Here is a 24,325-nt window from a genome sequence, read left to right on the forward strand (position 1 = left end):
CGATTTCCGTGGCCTACATAGGACGCGAACTCGGGTGAACCCTTCCAGGTGACAGGGCGTCAACCTATCGTCGACTTAGCGGGTTAATGTCGGTCCGAAACCGATCACTTTCGGGAGGGGTCCCAAGGCTGTGCGTATCGTGCGTTTCGTCGGCGGCCTGCTGGTCGGGCTGATCGCCCTGGCCCTGGCCGCCGCACTCTTCGTCCTCTGGTTCGACTTCGCGACCGACATGGCGGCCGCGGCCGGACTCGGACCCCTGGGGTACGTGTTCCTGTGGCTGGCCTTCGGCGCCAACCTCCTGCTCTGGACCGCCGTCGGGCTGCTGCGCCTGGGCGACGACTCCGTCCGGGCCGTGCTGCGGCGTGAGACGCCGGTCGGCGAGCGCCGCGCCGTCCGCGCCCGCGAGCGGGTCCTCGTCGGCTCGGGCGGTCCCGCGGACGACGCGGCCGGCACCGACGCCGGGCCGGCCCGGGCCGGGGAGGGCCCCGGGACCGCCACCATCGCCGTGATCATCCCGGCGCACAACGAGGAGCCGGTCATCGGCGGGGCCATCTCCTCGGCGCTCGGCCTGTTCCCCCGGTGGGACATCTACGTCGTGTCGGACTCCTCCAAGGACTCCACCGCCGACATCGCCGCCAAGACCGGCGTCAACGTCCTGGAACTGCTCACCAACCGGGGCAAGGCCGGGGCCATCGAGGCCGTCATCGAGGAGTTCGCGCTCACCGAGAACTACGACGCGGTCCTCATCCTCGACGCCGACACCGAGCTCGACGAGGGGTACGTCGACGGGGTCCGCCGCCAGCTCCAGGACCCCAAGGTGGCCGCCGTCGCCGGGTTCGTGGTGTCGGAGTGGAAGCCGCGCGAGCGCAGCTTCGTGGGGCGGATGATCTCGGCCTACCGCGACCGCCTGTACTTCATGCTCCAGTACTTCATGCGGTTCGGGCAGACCTGGCGCGGGACCAACGCGTCGTTCATCGTCCCCGGCTTCGCCAGCGTCTACCGCACCGAGGCCCTGCGGCAGATCGAGGTCAACCCCAAGGGCCTGGTCATCGAGGACTTCAACATGACGTTCGAGGTGCAGCACAAGCGCCTGGGACGGATCTCGATGCGGCCGGACACCAAGGCGTACAGCCAGGACCCGTTCACCTTCTCCGACTACCGCAAGCAGGTGGGCCGGTGGACCCTGGGGTTCTGGCAGACGGTGCGGCGCCACGGCATCTGGCCCAGCACGTTCTGGGTGTTCCTCGGCCTGTACATCCTCGAGGTCGTGGTGGTCTCGGCCATCCTGCTGCTCACCACGGTCGTCGCCGTGTTCGTCCTGGTCGGCACGCTCGCCGGGGAGGCGTTCGTGGCGGTGCCGTTCGTGGGGACCTCCTTCACCGCGGTCACCGCGTTCCTGCCGCTGACGGCGCTCGCGATGGGCCTGTTCATCCCCGACTACATGCTCACCTGTGTCATGACCGCGATCCGGCGGCGGCCGTCGTACCTGGTGTACGGGCTGCTCTTCTTCCCGATCCGGGTCGTGGACGCGTTCATCACGCTCAGGATGCTCCCGAAGGCGTGGACCGCCGACTCCGACGGCCGGTGGGCCAGCCCGGACCGGGTCGCCAAGAAGTGACCCCGGCCGGGGGAGGGGGTGAGGGACGGCACGCGCCACCCCGGGGACGGCCGGTTCCGGACAGCGTTTAGCCTCGGGGAAGGGACCCCGACCCTCCTCGGGGTGCGAGTCGTCTGAGTGGGTGTGAAGTAGCGGTGGACAAGAGTCGGGTTTCGTTGGCGTTGTACCGGGTGCTGGCCTATGTGACCGGTGTCTTCCTGCTGGGCCTGACCTTCGTGGCCATGCCCGCCAAGTACCTCATCGGTGAGACCGCGCGGTTCTCCCTGATGGCCGCGCCGGCCGGGCTGGAGCACTGGTTCGGCCCCGAGTCGCCGCTGATGCTGTTCATCGCCATGCCGCACGGCTACATCTACATGGTGTACGTGCTGGTGGTGCTGTGGGTCGCCCTGGACCGGCGCTGGAGCGCGCCCAAGACGCTCGGGGTGGTCCTGGCCGGGACCATCCCGGTCCTCGGCTTCGTGGTCGAGCACAGGGTGGTCGGGGCGGAGAGGGCCAAGGAGGCCGGGGCGGGCGGCGCCCCGGCTCAGGAACCCGCCGCCGCGGGCTGACCATCGCCCTCCGGGGCCTCCTCCGACGCGGAGGGGGCCCCTTCCGCGTTCCGGGCCGTCCGCGCGTCCGCCAGCTCCCGGCGCATCAGCAGGACCCAGAACACCAGGGCGGAGACGCCGAACATCGCCCACTGGACGGTGTAGCTCAGGCTGCGCCAGTTGACCGTGAAGCCGGTGGGCGGCTCGGGCGGCGGCACCGGGGTCAGACCCGCGGTCGCCGGGTCGCCCTCGGGCAGGACCACGTACCCCTCGTAGAGCGGGTGGTCCCACTCGTTGACCAGCAGCGAGGTGGCGATCCGCTCCACCGTCCCCTCCTCGGTGGCGACGGGGGTGAACCCGCCGTCGGAGACCGGCGGCAGCAGCCAGCCGGTGACGGAGACCTCGCCGCCGGCGACCTCCGGGGCCTGCGCCCCCTCGGGGACCCAGCCGCGGGCGACGGTGACGGCGGAACCGTCGGCGGTGACCAGCGGCAGGATCACGTCGTGGCCGCGGGCGCCGTCCTGGGTGCGCGGTACCAGCAGGGTGTCCTCGGGGGCGTAGCGCCCGGTGACGGTGACCGCCGTGTTGGCGAAGGTGTCCGGGTGCATGTACTCGCCGGGTTCGAGGAGCCCGTCGAGCGGTACGGCGTCGGCGAGGTCCTCGGCGGGGTTGGTGATGACCTCGCGGTCCGGCTCGAAGGCGCGGACGAACTGCCACGAGGTGCCGGCGGCGCACACCGCGGCGACCAGGAGGATGCCGAGGTGGATGCCGATCCATCGGGGACTGAGCAGCGGTGATCTCACCCGACCAGGCTATGTCCGCCTCCGGCGGGGCCGGTCATGACCCCGGTTTGACGCTGGCCGCGGCGGCTTGGGGCGGGATGGACGGAGGAATGGCGATCACTTTAAGTAATTCCCCGTGACTTAGGGTTGTCTGGTGAGGTCGGGGTGGGTAGTGTCTCTACCAACGCGGAACGACAAAGTCGCTCCGGAGCCGCAGGGCACCGAGCGCACCGAGCCGACCGCGTGCGGACCTTCCAGGCCGCGACTCCAGGGGGGAGGAGTCGCAGGCCGTTTCCCAGAGCGGGGGCTGCTTCCGTACTTTGAGGGGGGATGCGGAAGCGGCCCCCGCCGCTTTTTCCGGCGGGGTGCGCCTTCGGGCGCACCCCGTCCGCGTGTCCGGGGTCACCGGGCGGTGCCCGCGGCGTTCCGGGCCAGGGGGAGGGCGTAGGAGAGGGCGACGCCGAAGCAGGCGGAGAGGGAGACGCCCAGGAGGAGGTCGGTGAGGACGGCGGCGAAGCCCATGCCGATCGCCAGTCCGAGGGAGAGGCCGAGGGTCCAGTCGGGGGAGGTGCTCTGTGTCTTCGTCATGTGCACCATCCTCGCCGCCGGGACTCCGGGCCGGTAGAAGCCGTTGTCACCGGTCCGGGATGACGGTTGTCACCCCGGACACGGAGATCCCTCCCACTCCGCTTCGGGCGACGTCCCGCACGGAGTGTTCCCGCACGTCGGAGAGTGTCGGGCGGCGTACTCCCTGGGAGCGGGGTCGACGGTCTCCTTCCCGGTGCGTGCTCCGGAGAGTCCCGTGGCCGCCTGGAGCGCCTCATCGTCGATGTCGATCCGGGTCAGGGCCGTGGCCGCCTCATGGTGGTGTACCCGGCCGGTACAGGTCGGGTACACCACCATGAGATGGAGAACGCGCAGGTCAGCCCATGGTCTTCTGGCCGTCGAGGGACTCGCGGATGATGTCGGCGTGGCCGCAGTGCTGGGCGGTCTCCCTCAGGATGTGCAGGAGCACGTCGCGGACCGACCAGGAGGCGCCCTCCTCGAACCACGGGGCCTCCGGGAGCGGGTGGCTCCCCTCCAGGTCGGGCAGGGAGAGGACGTACTCCTCGGTCGCGGCCGCGGTCCGCTCGTACTCGGCCAGCACGCCCTCCAGGGTCTCGCCCTCCAGCAGGGCGAAGCTGTCGGCCTGCACCTTCCAGCTCTCCGGGTCCTCGTAGTCGACCGGCTCCGCGGCGGACCGTCCTGGGCGAACCGGATCCAGTTCCGCTCCGCCGCCGTCACGTGCTTCACCAGCCCCGCCAGGGTCAGCTCGCTGGCGGTGGTGCGCCGGGTCGCCTGCTCCTCGTCGAGCCCCCCGAGGGTGTGCAGGAGGAAGCCGCGCTGGTCGGAGAGCATCTTCAGGAGGGAGGTGCGCTCGGTGTCCGCCATCGTCGCCGTCGCCATGGTGTACCGCCTTCGCCTTCGGTGTGTCGGTGGTTCCACCCTAGGAAGGCTGTAGGTCAGTTCCTGTCCTCCAGTCGGAACGAAAATCGAGAGGGTTCCGACGCTTGCGGATACCCTGGCGTTCTGGCGACTCGGAGGCCTCATGACCATTCCGCTCCAGTACCGGATCGACGGACCGCGGCACGCTCCCGTCGTGCTGCTCGTCCCGCCGTTCGGCACCACCCTGTCGGTGTGGGAGCCGCAGATGCCCGAGCTGACCCGCAACCGACGGGTCCTGCGGATCGACCACCGCGGCCACGGCTCCTCGCCGGCCGCGGGCGGGCCGTGCGGGGTCGAGGACCTGGCACTGGACGTGCTGGCACTGCTGGAGCGGCTGGAGCTGTCCCGGGTGTCGGCGGTGGGCGCCGGCCTCGCCGCCTCGCTGGTGGTGTGGATCGCCGCCAACTCGCCGCGCACCCTGGAGCGGATCGCCCTGCTGGCCGCCGCGCCCCGCACGCCCCCCGCACACCGGTGGGACCGCCTGGCGGACCGGGTGCGCGAGGCGGGGATGGAGTCGGTGCTGGCCGACGTGTCGCTGCCCTGGTTCACCCCCGACCTGGTCGAGGAGCGCCCCGACGTGGTGGAGGCGCTCGTCGGCGAGCTGGGCCGGGTCGACCCCGGCGCGTTCGCGTCGGTGTGCGACGCGATGCAGGCCATGGACCAGCGGCACCTGGTCGCGGGCGTGCGGGTGCCCGCACTGGTGGTGTCGGCCGCGCACGACCCGATGCTGCCCCCCGGGCACGGGCGCAGGCTCGCCGACGGTATCGCCGACGCCCGGTTCGAGGTGGTCGCGGGCGCCGCCCACCTGCTCGGGGTGGAGCGGGCGGACCGGGTCAACGAGCTGCTGGCGGAGCACGTGGCCCCGTGATTCAGATGAGCGGGCTGCTGATCTCCAGCAGGTAGCCGTCCGGGTCGCGGAAGTGGGCGGCGCGGGTCCCCCAGGCCGTCCAGTCGCGCGGCGCCATCACCTGGCGCGCGCCGTCGGCGACCAGCCGGGCGGCGGTGGCGTCCACGTCGTCCACCTCGAACACCACGGCCATGCGGTCCTGGTGGGGGAGCTCGGGGTCGGCGGTGTCGGTCTCCAGCGCCTCGGCCATGACCTCGCGCTGGTTCAGCGCCAGGCGGGTGGTGGAGGACACGTCGAACTCGGCGTAGCGGCTGTACTCGTCGCCGCGCAGCACGGGGAGTTTGAGCACGTCGGAGTAGAAGCGGAAGCAGGCCTCGTAGTCGTTGACGAGGAGCCGGATGTAGCTGCAGCGCATCTTGGGGGCCTCCCAGCGGGATCTGCGGTCTTCCGCACCAGTGTGGGGTCTCGGGTCAAGTCCTACCTGAGTATCCGTACCCGGTTTCGGGGGCCCCAGGGGTTCCGGCACGGGGCCGGGAGATTTCCGGAAGTCGTCCGGACGCGGCCGCGGCGGCCGTGCTGAGCTGCGCCTGGGCGGCCCATGGCCCGTCTGCGGCAGGGTGTACCACCTCTACATCGATGTATAGCGACTGTTGTCTTCCTTGTAGTACATGTACTATCTATCGCAGTAGAGAGACAACGAAGGAGGCACGGCCATGGCGGACGCCGGAGCACGATCGGTGGCCCGGGAGGTGGCGGACGGGACTCCGGCCGAGGCCGCGGTCACCGTGCGCGGCCTGCGCATGAACTACGGGACGACCGAGGTCCTGCGCGGCGTCGACCTGACCGCCCGCCGCGGCGAGGTCGTCGCCCTGCTCGGCCCCAACGGCGCGGGCAAGACCACCACCATCGAGATCCTGGAGGGCTTCCGCCTCCGCTCCGCCGGGGAGGTCGAGGTGCTGGGCACGGACCCCGCCCGCGGCGACGAGCGCTGGCGGGCCCGGATCGGCGTGGTCATGCAGTCCTGGCGCGACCACGCCTCCTGGAAGGTGCGCGACCTCGTCCACCACTTCGGCCGGTTCCACGCCCCCTACTCCGAGCCCGGCCGCCCCCGCCCCTACGACACCGACGAGCTGCTGGCGGCCCTGGGCCTGACCGGGCACGCGCACAAGCGGCTGCGCACCCTCTCCGGCGGCCAGCGCCGCCGCGTCGACGTCGCCCTGGGCCTGGTCGGCCGCCCCGAACTGCTCTTCCTCGACGAGCCCACCACCGGACTGGACCCCCGGGCCAGGCGCGACTTCCACGAGCTGATCCACCGGCTCGCCGACGAGGACGACACCACCATCCTGCTCACCACCCACGACCTGGCCGAGGCGGAGAAGCTCGCCGACCGCATCCTCATCCTCGCGGGCGGGCGCATCGTCGCCGACGGCAGCGCCGACCGGCTCTCCGCCCTGGTCGGCATGCAGAGCGAGGTCACCTGGACCGTCGACGGCGCCCGCCACGTGCACACCACCGACCACCCGGCCCGGCACGTCGCCGAACTGCACCGGGTGCACGGCGACGCCATCGCCGACCTGAGGGTCCTGCGCCCCTCGCTGGAGGAGGTCTACCTGGACCTGGTCCAGCGCTCCGAGTCCGGCGACGCCGACCGCGCCGCCGCCGAGTTCGCCGAGGAGATCCGATGAACCCCGCACTCAACGCCGCCCGCGCCGGGTTCTCGCGCGGCTGGACCGAGTTCAGGAACTCGTTCGCCGACCCGGGCGAGGTCATCGGCGGGTACCTCGCCATGCCCGCCGTCTTCGTCGCCCTGACCTTCTTCGTCGGGGACGACACGGTCGAGGGCGCGGACGTCCCCGTCGCCGCGATGATGATGACCGGCGGGGTGACGATGCTGCTGCTCATGCTGGGCACCGCCACCGTCGCCCAGCTCATCGGCAGCGAGCGCGAGGACGGCACCCTGCTGCGCGCCCGCGTCGCGCCCGACGGGATGGTCGGCTACGCGGTGGGCAAGACCTGGCACCTGGTCACCATGAGCGCGGCGGCCCTGGCCTTCATGCTGCTGCCCGGCCTCCTCCTGGTCGACGGGTTGGCGGTCCAGGGCGCGACCGGGGTGTTCACCCTGGTGTGGGTGTCGCTGCTGTCCATGACGGCGCTGGCGCCGATCGGCGCGGTCATCGGCGCCACCCTGAGCAACCCGCGTACCGGGGTCGGCCTGACCATGCTCCCGGTGATGGGGCTGACCCTGGTGTCCGGGGTCCTGTTCCCGATCTCGGTGATGCCGTCCTGGGTGCAGGCGGTCGCCCAGGTCTTCCCGGTCTACTGGTCGGGCATGGGGGTGCGCGCCGCCCTGCTCCCCGGTGCCCACGCCGCCGCCGAGCTCACGGGCTCCTGGCAGCTGCCCCAGGCCGCAGGAGTGCTGGCACTGTGGTCCGTGGCCGGGTTCGCGGTCGCGCAGCGGGTGCTGCGCCGGATGACCCGCAAGACGTCCGGATCGAGGGTCCAGCAGGCCCGGGAGAAAGCGATGCAGCGTGCCTACTGAGAAGAAGAGGGCCGGGAACGCCGAGGCCATCTACAACCGCATCGCGATGCTGCGGGCGGAGCGGGACGTCTCCCGACGCCAGCTCGCCGAAGCACTCGGGGTGCACTACCAGACCGTGGGCTACCTGGAGCGGGGCGAGTACAGCCCCAGCCTCCACCTGGCCCTGCGGATCGCCCGCTACTTCGAGGTCCCGGTGGAGGTCGTGTTCTCCACCGAGCCCTTCCCCCGCATCGGCGGCTGAGCCGACCGCACGACCAGTGAGGATCACCATGTTCATCGGACAGCCCGACAGCCGGACCCAGGAGCGCATCCGCGCCATGATCGAGAACCCGCGGAGGCGGGCGTTCTGGGCGGCCCGCTCGCGCCGCCGCGCCGCGGTGGTCGTCTTCGTCGCCGTCACGCTGGCGGCGACGGCCTTCCTCGCCCTGCCCCTCGTCGTGGGCGAGTCGTGGTCCACCGCCGGGCTCGTCGGGTTCGTCGCCCTGCTGGTCGCGGGTGCCGTGATCTCGACCCACATCAACATCGCGGCCCGCTGGGTGGTGGGTTACGGGGGCCTGGACGAGTTCCAGCGGGCGGAGATGGACCGGGCCACCCGGCTCGGCCACCACGTGACCGCCGGTATGGCGACCCTGCTCATCGCGGTGGCCGCCGGGTTCGCCACGGCGGCGCCCGGGACCGACATGGGCGCCGAGCTCCCGCTCGCCGTGCTGGCGCCGCTGGTGGTGTTCACCGCCATGGCCCACGCCGCGTTCCCGGCCTGCTACCTGGCCTGGACCCGCCCCGACGAGGTCCCCGACGACGAAGACGACGCCTAGAAACCCTCCGACGCGAAGAGGAGCCCCCGTGAACACCCCCCACCGCCCCGCCGGCCTGCCCGACGGCGTTCGCACAGCCGACGAGATCCTCACCGAGAAGATGGAGGAGCCCCGCGCCCGGGCCGCCTGGGCCCGCCGCTCCACCCGGCTGCGCCTGGTCGCGCTGGTCCTGGGTACGGCCCTGCTGGGCACGGCGGCGTTCGCCGTCATGGTGGCCGCCCGGTCGGGCGCGCTGGTCATCGGTTCGGCGCTGGTCCTGGTCATCGTGCTGGTCTTCCACGCACCCCTCGCCCAGCGGCTGAACGCCGGAGCCCGTGTGCTCAGGGGCTATGAGCGGGTGGTGGACGAGCGCCAGCGTGCCGAGACCGACCACGCCCGCGCTCTGGGCCACACGGTGACCGAGTGGATGATGACGGCCCTGGCGGCCCTGGGCGGGATCGCGCACCTGGTCACCAGGGACGTCCTCGGCGTGGTGGCGGAGGTGCCGATCGGCCTGGCGTCCGTGGCCGTGTGGACCGTGCTGGCGCTGCACAACCTCTTCCCGGCCTGCTACCTGGCCTGGACCCGCCCTGACGAGGAGGAGTAGCGCCTACCAGATGTCGGGGCCGGCCCAGCCGTAGGTGTCGCGCTGGGCGACGGCGGCCAGCTCGTCCTCGGAGAGGACGCGGGGCTCGCCGAGCCGGCGGGCGCGCAGGTAGGCGGCGCACAGCCAGTCGAGCAGGCGCAGGTTCTCCAGTGCGTGCTCCAGGCCCCGGCCCAGGGCGACCCCGCCGTGGTCCGACAGCAGGGCGGCGTCGCGGCCCTTGAGCGCCTTGACGGCCTGGTCGGCGATGTCGCCGGTGCCGTAGGTGGTGTACGGGGTGACCGCGATCGCCCCGCCCAGGGCGGCGGCCCGGTGGTGGATCGGCGGCAGCTCGACCAGCACCGACGACACGGCGACGGTGTCGGCGGTGAACGCGTTCACCACGGCGGTGGTCTCGCGGCCGTGGCCGGCGGCCTGACGGTGCACCGCCATGTGCAGGGTGGTCTCGGCCGCCGGGTCGCGGCGGCCCTCCAGCATCCGGTCGTCGAGCGACATCACCGGGCAGTCGGCGGGCTGGATCTGGTCCAGCGGGACCCCGTGCGGGGTGACGACCACCAGGTCGCCGCTGCGCACGCTGAGGGTGGCGGACTCGCCGGGGGCGATACCGGGGAGGGCGGCGAGGGTGCGGGCGGTGAGGCAGACGTCCCGGCGTTCCTGTTCCAGCAGCATGTTTCCTCAAGGCGTGCGCGGGCGCGGCCCGAGGGCGGGCCGCCGGTGCTGGGCGCCCGAGGACCGGGCGAACCCACTTAGGTACACCTAAATGTACGTCAAAGACTCTTCCCCGTATTCCCCAGGTGCGGATGTCCGTCCCGGTCGGCCCCCTGGCCGGACGTAGTCTCCGACCGCGGGGCCGCGTGACGCGGACCACGGGCCGTCGCGTCTCATGCGGGCCTTTTCGCTGCTCAGAGCCGTTTTGTGGGCATTGCGACGCAAGTGCTCCATGAGAAGGGGTTGTTTGTGACCAGCGGACGAGGGCAGACCGGGCCCGTGAACGAACGCCATGACACCCTCCCGGAGGCGCCCTACCTGGCGCTCCCGGGCTCGACCCGCGCCACCAGCATCCACATCGACGGCGAGTGGCGAGCCGCCCGCGACGGCCGGGTGCGGGAGATCATCGACCCCGCCGACGCCTCCGTGCTGACCGTCGTCAGCGAGGGCGGCCGGGCCGACGCCGAGGACGCGGTCGCCGCCGCCGGGCGGGCCTTCGCCGGTCCCTGGCGGAGCACCGCCGCGGGAGAGCGCGGCCGCCTGCTGGAGCGCATCGCCGACCTCCTCCAGCGGGACCGGGCCGAGATCGCCCTGGAGGAGTCCCTCGACACCGGCAAGACCGTGGAGGAGGGCGGCATCGACGTCGACGACGTCACCGAGGTCTTCCGCTACTACGCGGGCCTGGCGGACAAGGACGCCGGCCGCCTGGTGTCCGCGCCCGAGGGCGTGCAGAGCCGGATCGTGTACGAGCCCGTCGGCGTCTGCGGCCTCATCACCCCGTGGAACTACCCGCTGCTCCAGCTCGCCTGGAAGCTCGCCCCGGCGCTGGCCGCGGGGAACACCTGCGTGATCAAGCCCACCGAGGTCACCCCGGTCACCACCCTCAAGCTCATGGAACTCGTGGCGGAGGCGGGCGTCCCCGCCGGCGTCGTCAACGTGGTCACCGGCAGCGGCCCGGAGGCGGGCGCGGCCCTGGCGGAGCACCCCGGGGTGGATCTGGTGTCCTTCACCGGCGGGCTGGCCACCGGGCGGCGGATCATGGCGGCCGCCGCGTCCACGGTCAAGAGGATCGCGCTGGAGCTGGGCGGCAAGAACCCCAACATCGTCTTCCCGGACGTGGACCTGGACACCGCCGTGGACTACGCGCTCGCCGCCGCGTTCTTCCACTCCGGCCAGGTCTGCTCCGCCGGGGCCCGGCTCATCGTGCACGAGGACGTCCACGACGCCTTCACCGCCGAGCTGGCCCGCCGCGCCGACGCCATCCGCATCGGCCGCGGCCAGGACGAGGGCGTGCGCTGCGGACCGCTGGTGTCGGAGCAGCACCGCGCCAAGGTCGAGGCCGCCGTCGCCCGCGGCGTCGAGGAGGGCGCCCGGATCATCGCGGGCGGCAGGCGGCCCGACGAGCCGGAGCTGCGGGCGGGCTACTTCTACCGCCCCACGGTGTTCGTCGACTGCGACCGCTCCATGGACATCGTGCGGACCGAGGTGTTCGGCCCGGTCGTCACCGTCGAGCGCTTCCGCACCGAGGACGAGGCGATCGCGCTGGGCAACGACACCGACTACGGGCTCTCGGGCGGTGTGTGGACTGACGACACCGCGCGCGGCGAGCGCGTGGCCGCGGCCCTGCGCCACGGCACCGTCTGGATCAACGACTACGGCCCCTACTTCCCCGGCGCCGAGTGGGGCGGTTTCGGCCGCAGCGGCATCGGCCGCGAGCTCGGCCCGACCGGGCTCGCGGAGTACCGGGAGGCCAAGCACATCTACCGCAACCTGTCGCCCGAACCGCAGCGCTGGTTCGGCTGACCGCACGGTCCGCGGCGGGACGCCGCCGCGGACCCGCCCCGACGGCACCGGGAGACGGACGAAGACGACAGCACGGGTCGGTTCCCCCTTCCCCCGAGAGACCAACGAGAGGAATCAGGCCGTGTCCCACGACCACACCTACGACTACGTCATCGTCGGCGGCGGCACCGCGGGGTCGGTGCTCGCCGACCGGCTCACCGAGGACCCCGGTACCACCGTCTGCCTGATCGAGGCCGGCCCCGACGACCGCGACCTGGAGCACGTGCTCCGCCTGCGCGACTGGCTGAGCGTCCTGGGCGGCGACCTCGACATGCGGTACACGACCACCGAGCAGCCGCGCGGCAACTCCCACATCCTGCACTCCCGGGCCCGGGTGCTGGGCGGGTGCTCCTCCCACAACACGCTCATCAGCTTCCGGCCCTTCGCCGAGGACCTCGACGACTGGGTGGCCGCCGGGGCCGAGGGCTGGGACAACGCCACCGTCCAGTCCTACGCCGACCGGATCAAGTGCAACATCGTCCCGGTCGCCGAGAAGGACCGCAACGCCATGGTCCGCGACTGGGTGGAGTCGGCGGCCAAGGCCACCGGGGTCCCGGTCGTCGAGGACTTCAACGCCCTGACCTCGCACGGCGGCGGGTTCGCCGGGGGCGCCGGGTTCCTGTCCGTCGCGTACGACCCCTACACCGGGTACCGCTCCTCGGCGTCGGTCGCCTACCTGCACCCGATCATGGACGTGCGCGACAACCTCACCGTCCTGCTGGAGACGTGGGTGGACCGGGTCGTCCTGGACGGGGACCGCGCCACCGGGGTGGAGGCCACCGGCAGGGACGGGGAGCGCCTCTCGGTGTCGGCCCGGCGCGAGGTGATCCTGTGCGCGGGAGCCGTCGACACGCCCCGGCTGCTGCTGCTCTCGGGCGTGGGCGACGCCGGGCACCTGCGCGAGGTCGGCGTGGAGCCCCGGCACGACCTGCCGGGCGTGGGCGAGAACCTGCTCGACCACCCCGAGACGATCATCATGTGGAAGACCGGCAGGCCCGTCCCGGAGAACACGGTGATGGACTCCGACGCGGCCCTGTTCGTCCGGCGCGACGACTCCGACCCGCGCCCGGACCTGATGTTCCACATCTACCAGATCCCCTTCGACGACAACACGAAGCGGCTGGGCTACGAATCCCCGCCCGACGGCCACGCGGTCTGCATGACACCGAACATCCCGCGTCCGCGCTCGCGAGGCAGGCTCTACCTCACCAGCGCGGACCCGCGGGACAAGCCCGCCCTGGACTTCCGCTACTTCACCGACCCCGACGGCTACGACGAGCAGACCATCGTCGACGGCCTCAGGATCGCCCGGCGGGTCGCCGAGGCCGAGCCGTTCCGCTCCTGGATCGAGGCCGAGGTCGCCCCCGGCCCCGGGGTGCGGACCGACGAGGAGCTGTCGGAGTACGGCCGCCGCGCCGCCCACACCGTCTACCACCCGGCGGGCACCTGCCGGATGGGCGCCGCCGACGACCCGCTGGCCGTGGTCGACCCGCGGCTGCGGGTCCGGGGCCTGCGCGGGCTGCGCATCGCCGACGCGTCCGTCTTCCCGACCCTGCCCACCCCCAACCCCATGGTCATGGTCCTGGCCCTGGGCGAACGCGCCGCCGACCTGGTGCGCGAGGACCACCGCCGGGAGGAGGCCCGATGAGCGCCCCGACGACCGGACCCGCGGCGCCGCGGGGCGGCACGCAGGACGTCATGTTCTCCGTCCGCAACCTGTGGAAGATCTTCGGCAGGAACGCCGGCGGCATCATCGGAAGCGACCTGGAACGCGCCGACCGGGACCGGATCAAGGAGGAGACCGGCTGCACCGTCGCGGTGCGCGACGTCTCCTTCGACGTCCGGCCCGGCGAGATCTTCGTGGTCATGGGCCTGTCCGGCTCGGGCAAGTCCACGCTCATCCGCTGCCTGAGCCGCCTCATCGAGCCCACCGCCGGGCAGGTCCTGCTCGACGGCGAGGACATCGGGGAGGCCACCCCGCAGCGGCTGCGCGAGCTGCGCCGCCACAAGATCGCCATGGTCTTCCAGCACTTCGGCCTGCTGCCCGACCGCAGGATCATCGACAACGTCGCCTACGGCCTCGAGGTGCGCGGCATGGCGCGCCCCGAACGCTACGAGCGGGCCGAGCAGATGATCGAGATGGTCGGCCTCTCGGGCTACGAGGACTCCCGGCCGGGCGAGCTTTCCGGCGGCATGCAGCAGCGCGTCGGCCTGGCCCGGGCCCTGGCCGTGGACCCCGAGGTGCTGCTGTTCGACGAGCCGTTCAGCGCCCTGGACCCGCTCATCCGCCGGGACATGCAGCAGGAGGTCGTCCGGCTCCAGCGCGAGCTGGCCAAGACCTCGGTGTTCATCACCCACGACCTCCAGGAGGCGCTCAAGCTGGGCGACCGCATCGCCATCATGCGCGACGGCGAGCTCGTCCAGGTGGGCACCCCCGAGGAGGTGGTGGGGCGGCCCGCCGACGCGTACGTCGCCGACTTCACCTCCGACGTCGCCCGCACCACCGTGCTCACCGCCCGTTGGCTGGTGCGCGACCCCTTCCCCGGGGAGAGCACCGACGGGCCGGTCACCGCGCCCGGGACCGTCCTGGCGGAGGTCCTGCCGGTGCTCGCCGCCAGCACCGCACCGGTGCGGGTGGTGGAGGACGGGATGCTGCTCGGCTACGTGGGCCGCGACGACGTGCTGCGCGCCATCGCCGAGGACCAGCTGGCCGACGCCTCCGTGGCCGCCGCCATCGAGGAGGAGACGCTGGGGGAGCTGTCGGACGCCGACCACGGCTCCGGCGGACCGGCGGGCGGAGCCGGTGCACCGGGCCCGGGCCGGCGGGGCGGCGGGGGCCCGGCGGCGCCGCGCCCCGGGGCCGGCCCGCGGGGCCACGGCGGTCCCGCACCGACCGGGGCGGGTGGCTGACATGGCCGTGACGACCCCGCCCGGGGGCTCCGGCGGGCCCGGCCGGGTGTACCGGGACCGGGAGGACCGGCGCACGCGGACCCGGGAGCGAACGCGCCGCGACCCGGGGGCGCTCCTGCGGTCCCCCTGGCCGTGGGCGCTGCTGACGGTCGCCGTCCTGGTGGCGGGCCACTGGATCGCCCGCCTGGCCTGGGGAGGCGGACCCGGCTTCCCCACCGGTACCGGCGAGCGGTTCATGGCGTGGCTGGACGGCGTCTACGCCTGGATCGTCGTCAACCGCAACGACAGCCCGCTGTTCCTGTACTTCTTCAACTACGTCTCGGTGGGGCTGGGGTCGGCCGTCGTGCTGATCAACCGGTTCCTGGAGTTCCTGACCTGGCCCGGTGTGACGGTGCTCGGCACCATCCTCGCCTGGCGGGTGGCCGGATGGCGGGTGGCGCTGCTGGTCCTGTCCACCTTCGGGGTGTTCGCCCTGACCGGGCTGTGGGACGAGTCGATGAGGACGCTGGCGCTGATCGTCACCTCGGTGTCCATCGCCCTGCTGTTCGGCATCCCGCTGGGCGTCCTGGCCGGGCGCAGCGACCGCTTCCAGCGCGCCGTCCGGCCGGTGCTGGACTTCATGCAGATCATGCCCGCGTTCGCGTACCTGCTGCCGTTCGTGCTGCTGTTCGGCATCGGCGACCCGGCGGCGGCCGTGGTCACCGCCGTCTACGCGATCCCCCCGGCGGTGCGCATCACCGCGCTGGCCATCCGGGAGGTCCCGCAGGGCGCGATCGAGGCGACCACCTCGCTGGGTTCCACGCCCTGGCAGATCCTCACCAAGGTGCAGCTGCCCGGCGCCCGGCGCACCATCCTGCTGGGCGTCAACCAGACCATCATGCTGGCCGTGTCCATGGTCGTCATCGCGTCGGTCATCGGTGCGGGCGGGCTGGGCGACGCCATCTACCAGGCGCTGTCCAAGGTCAACGTGGGCCAGGCGCTCCAGGCCGGACTGGCGATCGTCATGCTCGCCATCGCCATGGACCGGGTGACCGGCGCCGTCGGGCACGGTTCGCGCGGCGCCGCCGCGATTCCCGAGCGGTACAGGCTGCCTCTGCTGGGCGCCGACCTGATCGTCCTCATCACCACCGTGTCGGTGTCCCGCCTGCTGGGGGCGGGGGGCTGGCCGCGCGACGTGTCCATCGACATCAGCGGCCCGGTGAACGCCTTCGAGGCCTGGCTCCAGGCGGTGCTGGGCCCGCTCACCACGGCCCTGGGCGCCTGGACGCTGGACTGGGTGCTGGGCCCGCTGAGCACGCTGCTGGGCGGGTCGCCCTGGTGGCTGGTGGTGCTGTGCGCCACGGCGCTGGGCTGGATCTTCGCCGGCCCGCGCGCCGCCCTGGTGTCGGCGGGGTCCTTCCTGGCCGTGGGCCTGCTGGGGGTGTGGGCCAACGCCATGGACACGCTTTCCCAGGTGCTGGTGGCGTCGGTGCTCACCGTCGCGCTGGGGGTGGCCGCGGGGGTGCTCATGTCGCGCAGCGACGTGTTCGCCGCGATCCTGCGGCCGGTCCTGGACGCCATGCAGACCCTGCCGCCGTTCGTGTACCTCATCCCGGCGGTGGCGCTGTTCGGCATCGGGCGGGTTCCCGCCCTGGTGGCTGCGGTCATCTTCGCCCTGCCGCCGGTGATCCGCCTGGTCGACGACGGTATCCGGGGGGTGTCCCCGGCGGCCCTGGAGGCGGCGGTCTCGCAGGGTTCCACCAGGTGGCAGCTGCTGACCAAGGTCGAGCTGCCGCTGGCGAGGGGCTCGCTGCTGCTCGCCGTCAACCAGGGGCTCATCCTCGTGCTGTCCATGGTGGTCATGGGCGCCCTCGTGGGCGCCGGGTCGCTGGGTTTCGACGTGGTGTTCGGCCTGGCGCAGAACGAGCTGGGGCTGGGTCTGGCCTCGGGTCTGGCCATCGTGTGCCTGGGCCTGTTCCTGGACCGGGTCACCCAGGGAAGGAAGGTGCAGCGTGCGTAGGGGACTCCTCGTCCGGATCCTGGCGGCCGCGGCGGCGGTGGCACTGGTCTCCTCCTGCGCGGTGCGCACCGACCAGGTCGCCCGGGACCCGGGCACGGTGCGCATGGCGCTCAACGGCTGGGTCGGCTACGAGGCCAGCGCCGAGGTGCTCGCGTACATCCTCCGCGAGGAGATGGGCTACCAGGTGCAACTGGTCCGGGTGGACGAGCAGCCGTCCTGGCAGGCCATCGACCAGGGCGTCATCGACGTCATCGTGGAGAACTGGGGCCACGAGGACCTCATGGAGCTGTACGGCCCCGGGGGCAACGGCACCGCCGTCGACGGGGGCCCCAACGGAAACGAGGGGGTGATCGGCTGGTACGTACCCGCCTACGTGGCGGAGGAGTACCCCGAGATCACCACCCTGGAGGGGCTCCGGGAGAACACGGACATCTTCCGCACCGCGGAGACCGGGGACCGGGGCGAGTTCCTGGGCGGCGCGCCCGGGTTCGTCACCCAGGACCAGGGGATGATCGACGCCTTCGACCTCGACCTGGAGATCGTGTTCGCCGGCTCGGAGCCCGCGCAGATCACCGAGGTGCGGCGGCGGTACGCCGCCCGGGAGCCGGTGCTCTTCTACTTCTACGACCCGCAGTGGCTCCAGGAGGAGCTGGACCTGGTCAAGATCGACCTCCCGCCCTACGAGGAGGGCTGTGACGCCGATCCGGCCTCGGTGCCCTGCGACTATCCGGCCTACGAGCTGAACAAGATCTTCCGGGCCGGGTTCGTGGAGGAGGGAGATCCCGCGTACCGGTTCCTCGACAACTGGACGTGGAGCAACGCCGACCAGAACGCGGTGGCCCGGATGATCGCCGACGAGGGCCTGGACCCCACCGAGGCGGCGGAGGTCTGGGTGCGGGAGAACCCGGACGTGTGGCGGCCGTGGATCCCGGAGGGGTTCGAGGGCCGGTGACCCGCGCGCCCCGGACCGGGCCCGGGGCGCGCCGCCCCGGGCCCGGCCGTGAACGCGGAGGTCACGGAAGGGACGGGGGGAGGTCGCTTTTACGACGCGTCCCGGTCTCGGTCGGCATGGATGGCGTTCTCCGTGGGAATCGAGTGATCCGTGCCCCTTGTCCCGGTGCGCACAAGACGTGAGAATCATTCATGTTCAACGGGCCGACCCCCGGGAGGACCATGCGCTGGGACCGATTCGCCGTGGCCGTGGGAACGGTGCTGTTCCTGGACGCCCTGCGGGTGTTCCTGCCCTCGCTCACCACCCTCTTCGGGCGGGCGGGGGAGACCCCGGCGGAACTGATGGGCCTGTACGCCCTCGCCTGGTTCCTCGCCCCCGTCCCCTTCGTCGCCGCGGCCCGGTACCTGGGCCCCGGGCGCACCGCGCTGGCCGCGGGCGCCGTGCTCGCCGTCGGGCGCCTGGCCCTCCAGGCCGCCGACGGCGGCGCACCCCAGCTCTACCTGGCGTCCTTCCTGGTGGGCACCGGCACGGTGTGGCTGACCGCCTCCGCCATGACCACCGTCGACCACCCCCGGGCCACCGGGCACGGGGTGATGGTCGGCGTCGTCACCGGCGTCGCCGCCACCGCCGTGGTCCACACCCTCCTCAACACCGTCGACCTCGCCTGGCGGGACGGCCCCGCGGCCTGGGCCGGGGTCGCCGTCGAGGTCGCCCTGTTCGCCTGGGCCGCGGCCGGGGCGTACCGGTACGGGTCGGGCCACGCCGGGCCCAGGCCCGCCCCCGCCCGGGCCTGGCTCGCCCTGGGCCCGCTGCTGTTCCTCTCCGGGCTCTACACCGCCAACCCGGCCGTGGGCGAGGTCATCGGGGACACACCGGTCGCCGCCGCGCTGGTCGCCACCACCGCGGTCCTCTCCGTGATGGTCGCCGCCGACCCGCGCTGGTCCACCGGGCACCCGGCGGTCCCGTTCGCCGTCCTGGCGGCGGCGCTCGCCGTGCTGTGGGCGTCGCCCACCGAGATCGGGGGCGTTCCCGGGGTGTGGCCCTCCTGGGCCCTGGCCGCGCTGCCGATCGGCCAGCTCGCCCTGGCGGGCTGCGCGGGGTGGGCGGTCCACCGGACCGGCCGGCCCGGCCGCGCCGCCACCGGGTGGGCCGCGTCCGGCGGGCTGTTCCTGCTGGCGGTCGCGGTCTTCGGGTTCTACGCCGCCTACGACCTGTACTACGGCAACGCGGTGGTGCCGTTCCTGGCCCTGGTGCCCCTGGCGGTCGCGATGAGCGGCCGCGGCCCCGTCCCCGCCCGCGCCGGGCGGCCCTGGCTGACCGCGGGGGCGGCCGCGCTGGCCCTGGTCCTCACGGTCGCCGTGCCGTCCTGGCACGCGACCTTCCGCGGCGGCGCGGAGGAGGTCCGCGAACCCGTGCCGGGACTGCGGGTGGCCGCCTACAACGTGCGCATGGGGTTCGGCATGGACGGGCGCTACGCCCTGCACGAGCAGATCGGGCTGCTGGAACGGGACCGCCCCGACATCGTCGTCCTGAGCGAGGTCGACCGCGGATGGCTGCTCAACGGCGGCCACGAGGCGCTCTCCCTCACCGCCGAGCAGCTCGGCATGCAGGCCTACTGGGCGCCCGCGGCCGACCCCCTGTGGGGCGACGCCCTGCTGACCTCCCGCGAGGTCACCGAGGTGCGCGGGCACACCCTCACCCCCAGCGGGCCCACCGGCGCCCAGGCGCTGGAGGCCGTGGTCCGCTGGGACGGCGGCACCGAGGTCAGCGTCATCGCCACCCACGTGCAGCCGGAGACCTACGACTTCACCGCCGAGAGCGCCCGCGCCCAGCTGCACGACCTCGCGGCCGTCGTCGAGGGGGCCCGCGCCCAGGGGCGGCCGGTCGTCCTGGCCGGGGACCTCAACATCGGACCGGAGAACCCGGCGTGGTCGATCCTCACCGACGCCGGACTGCACGACCCCTTCGAGAGGCCCTTCAACACCGTCCCCAGCCTGGCGGGGCCGCCCCAGGAGATCGACCACATCCTCGTCACCGAGGAGTTCACCGCGGAGAACCCGGAGAACCCGGACGTGCCGCACTCCGACCACCGGATGATCTCGGTCGACCTCGACCTGGAGTGATCAGCGGCCGGGCCGCTCGTACCGCAGCCGCCGGGCCACCCAGTACACGTTCACGCAGGACGCCGCGAACGCCGCGCCGAGCACCACCACCAGCCACACCGGGGCGTCCATCACGAACGCCGCCGCCGTGCCCGCCGCCAGCACCAGGCAGCCGAACACCGCCAGCACCAGGCGGAAGCCCAGCGCGCTCGCCGGGCGCTCGTGGCTGCCCAGCGGCCCCTTCAGCCGTCCCCGCCGCAACTTCTCCCGACCCATGGCGACCACCTCCGGTCCTACCACTACCTCCACCCGCGCCGGACTAACGGGCGCCCCCCGTCCGACGCCGCGGGGGCGGGGCGCCGCGACGGCGCCCCGCCCCCGCGGACGGTCCGGTCCTACAGGTCGCCGAGCAGGGCGGGCAGGGCGGACTCGTAGGCCTCGCGCAGCTCCGCCAGCGGCACCCCCGCGGTGCCACCCAATACCGAGCCGAGATGTCCGGCGAATAGAGTGTCCGCCTGTCAACTGGGAAGAATGTCAGACAAGGAGCCGCCTTCGGCTCTACGCTGCACGGTATGGAGATGCTGCTCATGGAACACCAGATCACCATCCGCGAACTGCAGCGGAACACGGCCGAGGTCATCGACCGCGCGCGCAGAGGCGAGCATTTCCTGATCACCAGGCACGGAGAGGTCGTCGGCCGCCTCGTGCCGCCGGATCCGGCCGAGGAAGCACTGGCCAAGGCCGTGGACAACGGGCTCATCGACCTCCGTGACCTGGAGTCGCTGCCCATGGCGGAGGAGGCCGCCGGGATGCGCAGAGAGCCCTCCCCGCCCGGCACCCGTCTCGCATCCGACGCCTTGCTGGAACTGCGTGAGGAAGAGGACCGGTGAGGTTCGTCTATCTGGACGCGTGTGCCGCACTCAAGCTCTTCAAGGAGGAGGCCGAGTCGGAGGCTCTGGAACGCTGGTTGAACGGCCAAGCCGGCGCCCGCCAGATCACCTCCTATCTGACCCGCACCGAACTTCGTCGGGCTCTGCACGCGGTCGGCGCGCGGCCCGAGACCCTGGTCAGGGCTGCCGAGTGGCTGTCCAGGGCGGCCCACCTGCACATGCCCGCCCAGGTGTTCGACACGGCGGGCGACCTGGGACCGGGAACCCGCCTGCGGTCCCTCGACGCGTTGCACGTGGCCTGCGCCCTGGGACTCGGCGCGGCCCTGACCGGCTTCGTCACGTACGACGTGAGACTGGCGAAGGCGGCGGAGGCCGAAGGCCTCCCCGTCGTCTCCCCCTCCCCGTGATGATCGGAAAGAGGAGGCGGGCGGATGAGCGGCTACCGCAGATGGCGTGACAGCGGCCACCCGGAGCGGGCGGTGGAGAGCGCCGGGGGCCCGAGGAGTTCGAGGCAGAGGTGGAGCGGCCGCGGGAGCAGGCGCGGGCCCGGCGGCTCGCCGAGACGCGCGGACGAGGCGGGCCCGCACAGACCCGGGTCGCCGAGGCGACGGGGGTGCCCGTCGCGCGGGTGCCGCAGATCGAGGGCTGCGACCTCTCCACCCGGGATGTCCTCGACCGGAACCCGGCCCGCTGGGAGGCACGCTGGTCGTCATCGCGGACTTCGGCGACGAGCAGACGAGGGTCGGCTGGGAAACGCCGCGGGGGCGGGGCGCCGCGACGGCGCCCCGCCCCCGCGGACGGTCCGGTCCTACAGGTCGCCGAGCAGGGCGGGCAGGGCGGACTCGTAGGCCTCGCGCAGCTCCGCCAGCGGCACCTCCACGGTGCCGCTCGCGTGGGACACCACCAGGGCGTCCCCGCCCACGCTGCCGATCTGCTCCACCGGCACCCCGTGCCGGGCCGCCAGCGCCACGAACTCCTCCTCGCCGCCCGGGGCGACGGCCACGATCGCGCGGGCGCCGGACTCGCTGAACAGGGCGGTGAACGCGTCCGCGGACACCGCCACCCGCACACCCGTCCCGCCGCGCAGCGCCGACTCGGCCAGGGCCACGCCCAGCCCGCCGTCGGACAGGTCGTGGGCGGCCTCGGCCAGCCCGCGCTCGGCGGCCTCGGCCAGCACCTCGCCCAGCGCGGCCTCCGCGGCCAGGTCCACCCGCGGCGGCAGGCCGCCCAGGTGGCCGTGGACCGTGTCGGCCCACGCCGAGCCGCCGAACTCCGGCCGGGTCTCGCCCAGCAGGAACACCCGGGAGCCCTCGGTCCCGAACGCCGTCTTCAGGCGGGTGCGCACGTCGTCGATGACGCCCAGCACACCGATGACCGGGGTCGGGTTGATCGCCACGTCGCCGGTCTGGTTGTAGAAGCTCACGTTGCCGCCGGTGACCGGGGTGCCCAGTGCCTGGCAGGCGTCGGCCAGGCCCCGGGTCGACTCGGCGAACTGCCACATCACGCCCGGGTCCTCCGGGGAGCCGAAGTTGAGGCAGTTGGTGACCGCCAGCGGCCGGGCGCCGGTCGCCGCCACGTTGCGGTACGCCTCCGCGTACGCCAGCTGCGTGCCGGTGTACGGGTCCAGCCGGGTGTAGCGGCCGTTGCCGTCGGTGGACAGCGCCACGCCCCGGTGGGAGTCGTCGGCGATGCGGATCATCCCGGCGTCGTGCGGGGTCGACACCACGGTGTCGCCGCGCACGTAGCTGTCGTACTGCTGCGTCACCCAGCTCGGGTCGCCCACGCCCGGGGCGCCCAGCACCCGCAGCAGCTGCTCGCGCAGCTCCGCGTCGGTCTCCGGGCGGGGCAGCTCGGCGGCGTCGTCGGCCTGGAGCGCGTCCTGGGACTCCGGACGCGCGTAGGGGCGCTCGTAGACCGGGCCCTCGTCGGAGGCGGTCCGCGGCGGCATGTCCACCACGGTCTCCCCGTGCCAGGTCATGACCAGGCGCCCGCCGCGCTCGGCCTCCTCCGCGGTGACGTCGGTGACCTCGCCGATCTCGGTGGCCAGGATCTGCCACTTCTCGCAGATGGCGAGGAACTCGTCCATCTTGGCGGGCTCGACGATCGCCATCATGCGCTCCTGCGACTCGCTCATGAGGATCTCCTCGGGAGTGAGCCGCGGGTCGCGCAGGGGCACCCGGTCCAGCCGGATGTTCATGCCGCCGGTGCCGCCCGCCGCCAGCTCGGTGGTGGCGCAGGAGACGCCCGCCGCGCCCAGGTCCTGGATGCCCACCACCAGGTCCTTGGCGAACAGCTCCAGGCTGCACTCGATGAGCAGCTTCTCCATGAACGGGTCGCCGACCTGGACGCTGGGCCGCTTGGCGTGCGACTCGTCGTCGAAGGTGGCACTGGCCAGCACCGACGCGCCGCCGATGCCGTCGGGGCCGGTGGTGGAGCCGAACAGCACCACCTTGTTGCCCGGGCCGGGCGCCTGTGCCAGCTTGATGTCCTCGTGCTTCATCACGCCCACGCACAGGGCGTTGACCAGCGGGTTGCCCAGGTAGCCGGCGCCGAAGCCGATCTCACCGCCGATGTTGGGCAGGCCCAGGCAGTTGCCGTAGAAGGAGATGCCCGAGACCACGCCCGGCAGCACCCGCTTGGTGTCGTCGGCGTCGGCCGGGCCGAACCGCAGCGCGTCCATGACCGCCACCGGGCGGGCGCCCATGGTGAGGATGTCGCGGACGATGCCGCCCACGCCGGTGGCCGCGCCCTGGTGCGGCTCCACGTAGGACGGGTGGTTGTGCGACTCGATCTTGAAGGTCACCGCGCGGCCGTCGCCGACGTCCACCACACCGGCGTTCTCTCCCATGCCGACCAGCAGGGCGTCGCTGTGGGGCGCCTTCTCGCCGAACTGGCGCAGGTGCACCTTGGACGACTTGTACGAGCAGTGCTCGCTCCACATGACCGAGTAGATGGCCAGCTCCGCGGAGGTGGGGCGGCGGCCCAGGATCTCGCGGACCCGCTCGTACTCATCCTTCGCCATGCCCAGTTCGGCGTACGGCTGAGGCGTGTCCGGGCTGCTCTGCGCCACGGCGACGGTGTCGAGACGAGGTACTTCAGACATGCGTGGTTCCGTTCGGGATGTGCGGGTGTGAGCCGGGCCGTGGCGTCCGCCGACCGGCGCGGAAGGTCGTGGGCGGGGTCATCGGGTGAGGTCCGCGTAGCGGATCATCAGCACCGCGGGATCTCCGGAGTTCCCCGTGGAGGAGTCGGCGATCATGACGGTGTCGTCGGTCAGCACGGTCTGCTCCGGCGGTACGTCCTCGGGCGACTCCGCGCCCGGGGGCAGCATGATCTTCCAGTCCCGGTCCAGCAGGTGGTCGTAGACCTCCTGGACGGTGGCCCGGGGGTCCTCCGTGGGCTCGTCGTCCTCGGTGAGTACGGTGACGAGCCGGGCGCAGCCCTGCTGTTGGCAGTACACGCCGTTCTCCGGGTCGGAGGTGTAGACCAGCCCGGACGGCGGGTCCCCCAGCGAGGAGACGTCGGGCACGTCCGGCTCCTGGGCGGGCGGCGCCCCGCCCTCCTGCCCGGACTGCGGGGCACCGGTCGACACGGCGCCGATCGAGTTGAACAGGCCGACGGCGGCCGACACCACCAGTCCCACGACGACGATGGAGGCGAGTACGTACATCGTGGTCCGGGAGCGCAGGAGCGCCATCATCGCGAGGATCGTCCCCTTGTCGGTGT

General features: G+C 72.7%; 24 protein-coding genes and 1 pseudogene. 16 read left to right on the top strand and 9 right to left on the bottom strand.

Annotation, left to right across the window (positions count from 1 at the left end):
* Positions 1–130: 130 nt before the first annotated feature.
* Together ACSUPR_RS17155 and ACSUPR_RS17160 are read left to right on the top strand one after the other, a co-directional pair.
* Complete coding sequence (locus tag ACSUPR_RS17155) at positions 131–1,618, top strand: glycosyltransferase family 2 protein (protein WP_436885614.1); 1,488 nt, start codon at positions 131–133, stop codon at positions 1,616–1,618.
* 134 nt (positions 1,619–1,752) lie between these two features.
* The gene (locus ACSUPR_RS17160; protein ID WP_436885615.1) at positions 1,753–2,166 is read left to right on the top strand and encodes a DUF3817 domain-containing protein; all 414 of its coding nucleotides are present in this window, start codon (positions 1,753–1,755) and stop codon (positions 2,164–2,166) included.
* On the opposite strand, the gene ACSUPR_RS17165 is transcribed toward ACSUPR_RS17160, so the two are convergent.
* From ACSUPR_RS17165 to ACSUPR_RS17180, 4 genes and pseudogenes are all read right to left on the bottom strand, one after another.
* On the bottom strand, positions 2,142–2,948 hold the full coding sequence (locus tag ACSUPR_RS17165) for an SURF1 family protein (RefSeq protein ID WP_436885616.1): 807 nt from the start codon (positions 2,946–2,948) through the stop codon (positions 2,142–2,144). The two genes, ACSUPR_RS17160 and ACSUPR_RS17165, sit on opposite strands and share 25 nt — an antisense overlap.
* A gap of 381 nt (positions 2,949–3,329) precedes the next feature.
* Complete coding sequence (locus ACSUPR_RS17170) at positions 3,330–3,515, bottom strand: hypothetical protein (protein ID WP_436885617.1); 186 nt, start codon at positions 3,513–3,515, stop codon at positions 3,330–3,332.
* Positions 3,516–3,584: 69 nt separating this feature from the next.
* Positions 3,585–3,830: a type II toxin-antitoxin system VapB family antitoxin gene (locus tag ACSUPR_RS17175; protein WP_436885618.1), complete on the bottom strand. Its 246-nt coding sequence runs from the start codon at positions 3,828–3,830 to the stop codon at positions 3,585–3,587.
* A 19-nt stretch (positions 3,831–3,849) separates the two neighbouring features.
* A pseudogene (locus ACSUPR_RS17180) lies at positions 3,850–4,373 on the bottom strand (DinB family protein).
* 142 nt (positions 4,374–4,515) lie between these two features.
* Here ACSUPR_RS17180 and ACSUPR_RS17185 point away from each other — a divergent pair.
* Positions 4,516–5,280 (top strand): alpha/beta fold hydrolase, encoded by a 765-nt coding sequence (locus tag ACSUPR_RS17185; RefSeq protein WP_436885619.1) that lies wholly within the window; start codon positions 4,516–4,518, stop codon positions 5,278–5,280.
* A 1-nt stretch (position 5,281) separates the two neighbouring features.
* On the opposite strand, the gene ACSUPR_RS17190 is transcribed toward ACSUPR_RS17185, so the two are convergent.
* Positions 5,282–5,674, bottom strand: a complete 393-nt coding sequence (locus ACSUPR_RS17190; protein ID WP_436885620.1) for a VOC family protein — start codon at positions 5,672–5,674, stop codon at positions 5,282–5,284.
* A gap of 298 nt (positions 5,675–5,972) precedes the next feature.
* Here ACSUPR_RS17190 and ACSUPR_RS17195 point away from each other — a divergent pair, with 298 nt between their 5' ends.
* From ACSUPR_RS17195 to ACSUPR_RS17215, 5 genes are read left to right on the top strand one after another with little or no spacing between them, the layout of a single operon-like run.
* Entirely contained in the window at positions 5,973–6,944 is a 972-nt protein-coding gene (locus tag ACSUPR_RS17195; protein WP_436885621.1) for an ABC transporter ATP-binding protein, read from the top strand.
* Positions 6,941–7,798 (top strand): ABC transporter permease, encoded by an 858-nt coding sequence (locus ACSUPR_RS17200; protein WP_436885622.1) that lies wholly within the window; start codon positions 6,941–6,943, stop codon positions 7,796–7,798. Before ACSUPR_RS17195 ends, ACSUPR_RS17200 begins: the two co-directional genes overlap by 4 nt.
* Positions 7,799–7,844: 46 nt before the next feature.
* Positions 7,845–8,039 carry a helix-turn-helix transcriptional regulator gene (locus ACSUPR_RS17205; protein ID WP_255647155.1) on the top strand — a complete coding sequence of 65 codons (195 nt, stop codon included), beginning with the start codon at positions 7,845–7,847 and terminating at the stop codon, positions 8,037–8,039.
* 28 nt (positions 8,040–8,067) lie between these two features.
* Positions 8,068–8,613 carry a hypothetical protein gene (locus ACSUPR_RS17210; RefSeq protein WP_436885623.1) on the top strand — a complete coding sequence of 182 codons (546 nt, stop codon included), beginning with the start codon at positions 8,068–8,070 and terminating at the stop codon, positions 8,611–8,613.
* Positions 8,614–8,641: 28 nt separating this feature from the next.
* The gene (locus tag ACSUPR_RS17215) at positions 8,642–9,199 is read left to right on the top strand and encodes a hypothetical protein (RefSeq protein WP_436885624.1); all 558 of its coding nucleotides are present in this window, start codon (positions 8,642–8,644) and stop codon (positions 9,197–9,199) included.
* A gap of 3 nt (positions 9,200–9,202) precedes the next feature.
* On the opposite strand, the gene ACSUPR_RS17220 is transcribed toward ACSUPR_RS17215, so the two are convergent.
* Positions 9,203–9,865: a class II aldolase/adducin family protein gene (locus ACSUPR_RS17220; protein ID WP_436885625.1), complete on the bottom strand. Its 663-nt coding sequence runs from the start codon at positions 9,863–9,865 to the stop codon at positions 9,203–9,205.
* A 318-nt stretch (positions 9,866–10,183) separates the two neighbouring features.
* Between ACSUPR_RS17220 and ACSUPR_RS17225 the strand changes: the two genes are divergently transcribed.
* The 6 genes from ACSUPR_RS17225 to ACSUPR_RS17250 all read left to right on the top strand — a co-directional run bounded on the left by ACSUPR_RS17225 (position 10,184) and on the right by ACSUPR_RS17250 (position 19,730).
* Complete coding sequence (locus tag ACSUPR_RS17225) at positions 10,184–11,707, top strand: aldehyde dehydrogenase family protein (protein ID WP_436885626.1); 1,524 nt, start codon at positions 10,184–10,186, stop codon at positions 11,705–11,707.
* Positions 11,708–11,828: 121 nt separating this feature from the next.
* Entirely contained in the window at positions 11,829–13,394 is a 1,566-nt protein-coding gene (locus tag ACSUPR_RS17230) for a GMC family oxidoreductase (RefSeq protein WP_436885627.1), read from the top strand.
* Positions 13,391–14,656 (top strand): quaternary amine ABC transporter ATP-binding protein, encoded by a 1,266-nt coding sequence (locus ACSUPR_RS17235; RefSeq protein ID WP_436885628.1) that lies wholly within the window; start codon positions 13,391–13,393, stop codon positions 14,654–14,656. Before ACSUPR_RS17230 ends, ACSUPR_RS17235 begins: the two co-directional genes overlap by 4 nt.
* Before the next feature lies 1 nt (position 14,657).
* Positions 14,658–16,655, top strand: a complete 1,998-nt coding sequence (locus tag ACSUPR_RS17240; RefSeq protein WP_436885629.1) for an ABC transporter permease — start codon at positions 14,658–14,660, stop codon at positions 16,653–16,655.
* Complete coding sequence (locus ACSUPR_RS17245) at positions 16,648–17,607, top strand: ABC transporter substrate-binding protein (RefSeq protein ID WP_436885630.1); 960 nt, start codon at positions 16,648–16,650, stop codon at positions 17,605–17,607. The genes ACSUPR_RS17240 and ACSUPR_RS17245 overlap by 8 nt, the downstream gene beginning before the upstream one ends.
* 221 nt (positions 17,608–17,828) lie before the next feature.
* Positions 17,829–19,730 carry an endonuclease/exonuclease/phosphatase family protein gene (locus ACSUPR_RS17250; RefSeq protein WP_436885631.1) on the top strand — a complete coding sequence of 634 codons (1,902 nt, stop codon included), beginning with the start codon at positions 17,829–17,831 and terminating at the stop codon, positions 19,728–19,730.
* Here ACSUPR_RS17250 and ACSUPR_RS17255 read toward each other — a convergent pair whose 3' ends face one another.
* Complete coding sequence (locus ACSUPR_RS17255; protein WP_436885632.1) at positions 19,731–19,985, bottom strand: hypothetical protein; 255 nt, start codon at positions 19,983–19,985, stop codon at positions 19,731–19,733.
* Between the two features lie 296 nt (positions 19,986–20,281).
* Between ACSUPR_RS17255 and ACSUPR_RS17260 the strand changes: the two genes are divergently transcribed.
* Positions 20,282–20,599 carry a type II toxin-antitoxin system Phd/YefM family antitoxin gene (locus ACSUPR_RS17260; RefSeq protein ID WP_436885633.1) on the top strand — a complete coding sequence of 106 codons (318 nt, stop codon included), beginning with the start codon at positions 20,282–20,284 and terminating at the stop codon, positions 20,597–20,599.
* On the top strand, positions 20,596–21,006 hold the full coding sequence (locus ACSUPR_RS17265) for a type II toxin-antitoxin system VapC family toxin (protein WP_436885634.1): 411 nt from the start codon (positions 20,596–20,598) through the stop codon (positions 21,004–21,006). The genes ACSUPR_RS17260 and ACSUPR_RS17265 overlap by 4 nt, the downstream gene beginning before the upstream one ends.
* Positions 21,007–21,407: 401 nt before the next feature.
* Here ACSUPR_RS17265 and purL read toward each other — a convergent pair whose 3' ends face one another.
* Positions 21,408–23,702: a phosphoribosylformylglycinamidine synthase subunit PurL gene (gene purL, locus ACSUPR_RS17270; RefSeq protein ID WP_436885635.1), complete on the bottom strand. Its 2,295-nt coding sequence runs from the start codon at positions 23,700–23,702 to the stop codon at positions 21,408–21,410.
* 78 nt (positions 23,703–23,780) lie between these two features.
* Positions 23,781–24,299 carry a hypothetical protein gene (locus ACSUPR_RS17275; protein WP_436885636.1) on the bottom strand — a complete coding sequence of 173 codons (519 nt, stop codon included), beginning with the start codon at positions 24,297–24,299 and terminating at the stop codon, positions 23,781–23,783.
* Positions 24,300–24,325 lie beyond the last annotated feature (26 nt).

This window comes from Nocardiopsis dassonvillei (assembly GCF_964273065.1).
GTDB lineage: Bacteria > Actinomycetota > Actinomycetes > Streptosporangiales > Streptosporangiaceae > Nocardiopsis > Nocardiopsis dassonvillei_B.

What these genes read in the sequence shown, in the direction of transcription:
- purL (WP_436885635.1), bottom strand. Translation starts at nt 23,702, where the DNA reads ATGTCTGAAGTACCTCGTCTCGACACCGTCGCCGTGGCGCAGAGCAGC.
- ACSUPR_RS17170 (WP_436885617.1), bottom strand. Translation starts at nt 3,515, where the DNA reads ATGACGAAGACACAGAGCACCTCCCCCGACTGGACCCTCGGCCTCTCC.
- ACSUPR_RS17195 (WP_436885621.1), top strand. Translation starts at nt 5,973, where the DNA reads ATGGCGGACGCCGGAGCACGATCGGTGGCCCGGGAGGTGGCGGACGGG.
- ACSUPR_RS17190 (WP_436885620.1), bottom strand. Translation starts at nt 5,674, where the DNA reads ATGCGCTGCAGCTACATCCGGCTCCTCGTCAACGACTACGAGGCCTGC.
- ACSUPR_RS17255 (WP_436885632.1), bottom strand. Translation starts at nt 19,985, where the DNA reads ATGGGTCGGGAGAAGTTGCGGCGGGGACGGCTGAAGGGGCCGCTGGGC.
- ACSUPR_RS17175 (WP_436885618.1), bottom strand. Translation starts at nt 3,830, where the DNA reads ATGGTGGTGTACCCGACCTGTACCGGCCGGGTACACCACCATGAGGCG.
- ACSUPR_RS17205 (WP_255647155.1), top strand. Translation starts at nt 7,845, where the DNA reads ATGCTGCGGGCGGAGCGGGACGTCTCCCGACGCCAGCTCGCCGAAGCA.
- ACSUPR_RS17250 (WP_436885631.1), top strand. Translation starts at nt 17,829, where the DNA reads ATGCGCTGGGACCGATTCGCCGTGGCCGTGGGAACGGTGCTGTTCCTG.
- ACSUPR_RS17220 (WP_436885625.1), bottom strand. Translation starts at nt 9,865, where the DNA reads ATGCTGCTGGAACAGGAACGCCGGGACGTCTGCCTCACCGCCCGCACC.
- ACSUPR_RS17260 (WP_436885633.1), top strand. Translation starts at nt 20,282, where the DNA reads ATGGAGATGCTGCTCATGGAACACCAGATCACCATCCGCGAACTGCAG.
- ACSUPR_RS17210 (WP_436885623.1), top strand. Translation starts at nt 8,068, where the DNA reads ATGTTCATCGGACAGCCCGACAGCCGGACCCAGGAGCGCATCCGCGCC.
- ACSUPR_RS17235 (WP_436885628.1), top strand. Translation starts at nt 13,391, where the DNA reads ATGAGCGCCCCGACGACCGGACCCGCGGCGCCGCGGGGCGGCACGCAG.
- ACSUPR_RS17200 (WP_436885622.1), top strand. Translation starts at nt 6,941, where the DNA reads ATGAACCCCGCACTCAACGCCGCCCGCGCCGGGTTCTCGCGCGGCTGG.
- ACSUPR_RS17275 (WP_436885636.1), bottom strand. Translation starts at nt 24,299, where the DNA reads ATGATGGCGCTCCTGCGCTCCCGGACCACGATGTACGTACTCGCCTCC.
- ACSUPR_RS17185 (WP_436885619.1), top strand. Translation starts at nt 4,516, where the DNA reads ATGACCATTCCGCTCCAGTACCGGATCGACGGACCGCGGCACGCTCCC.
- ACSUPR_RS17240 (WP_436885629.1), top strand. Translation starts at nt 14,658, where the DNA reads ATGGCCGTGACGACCCCGCCCGGGGGCTCCGGCGGGCCCGGCCGGGTG.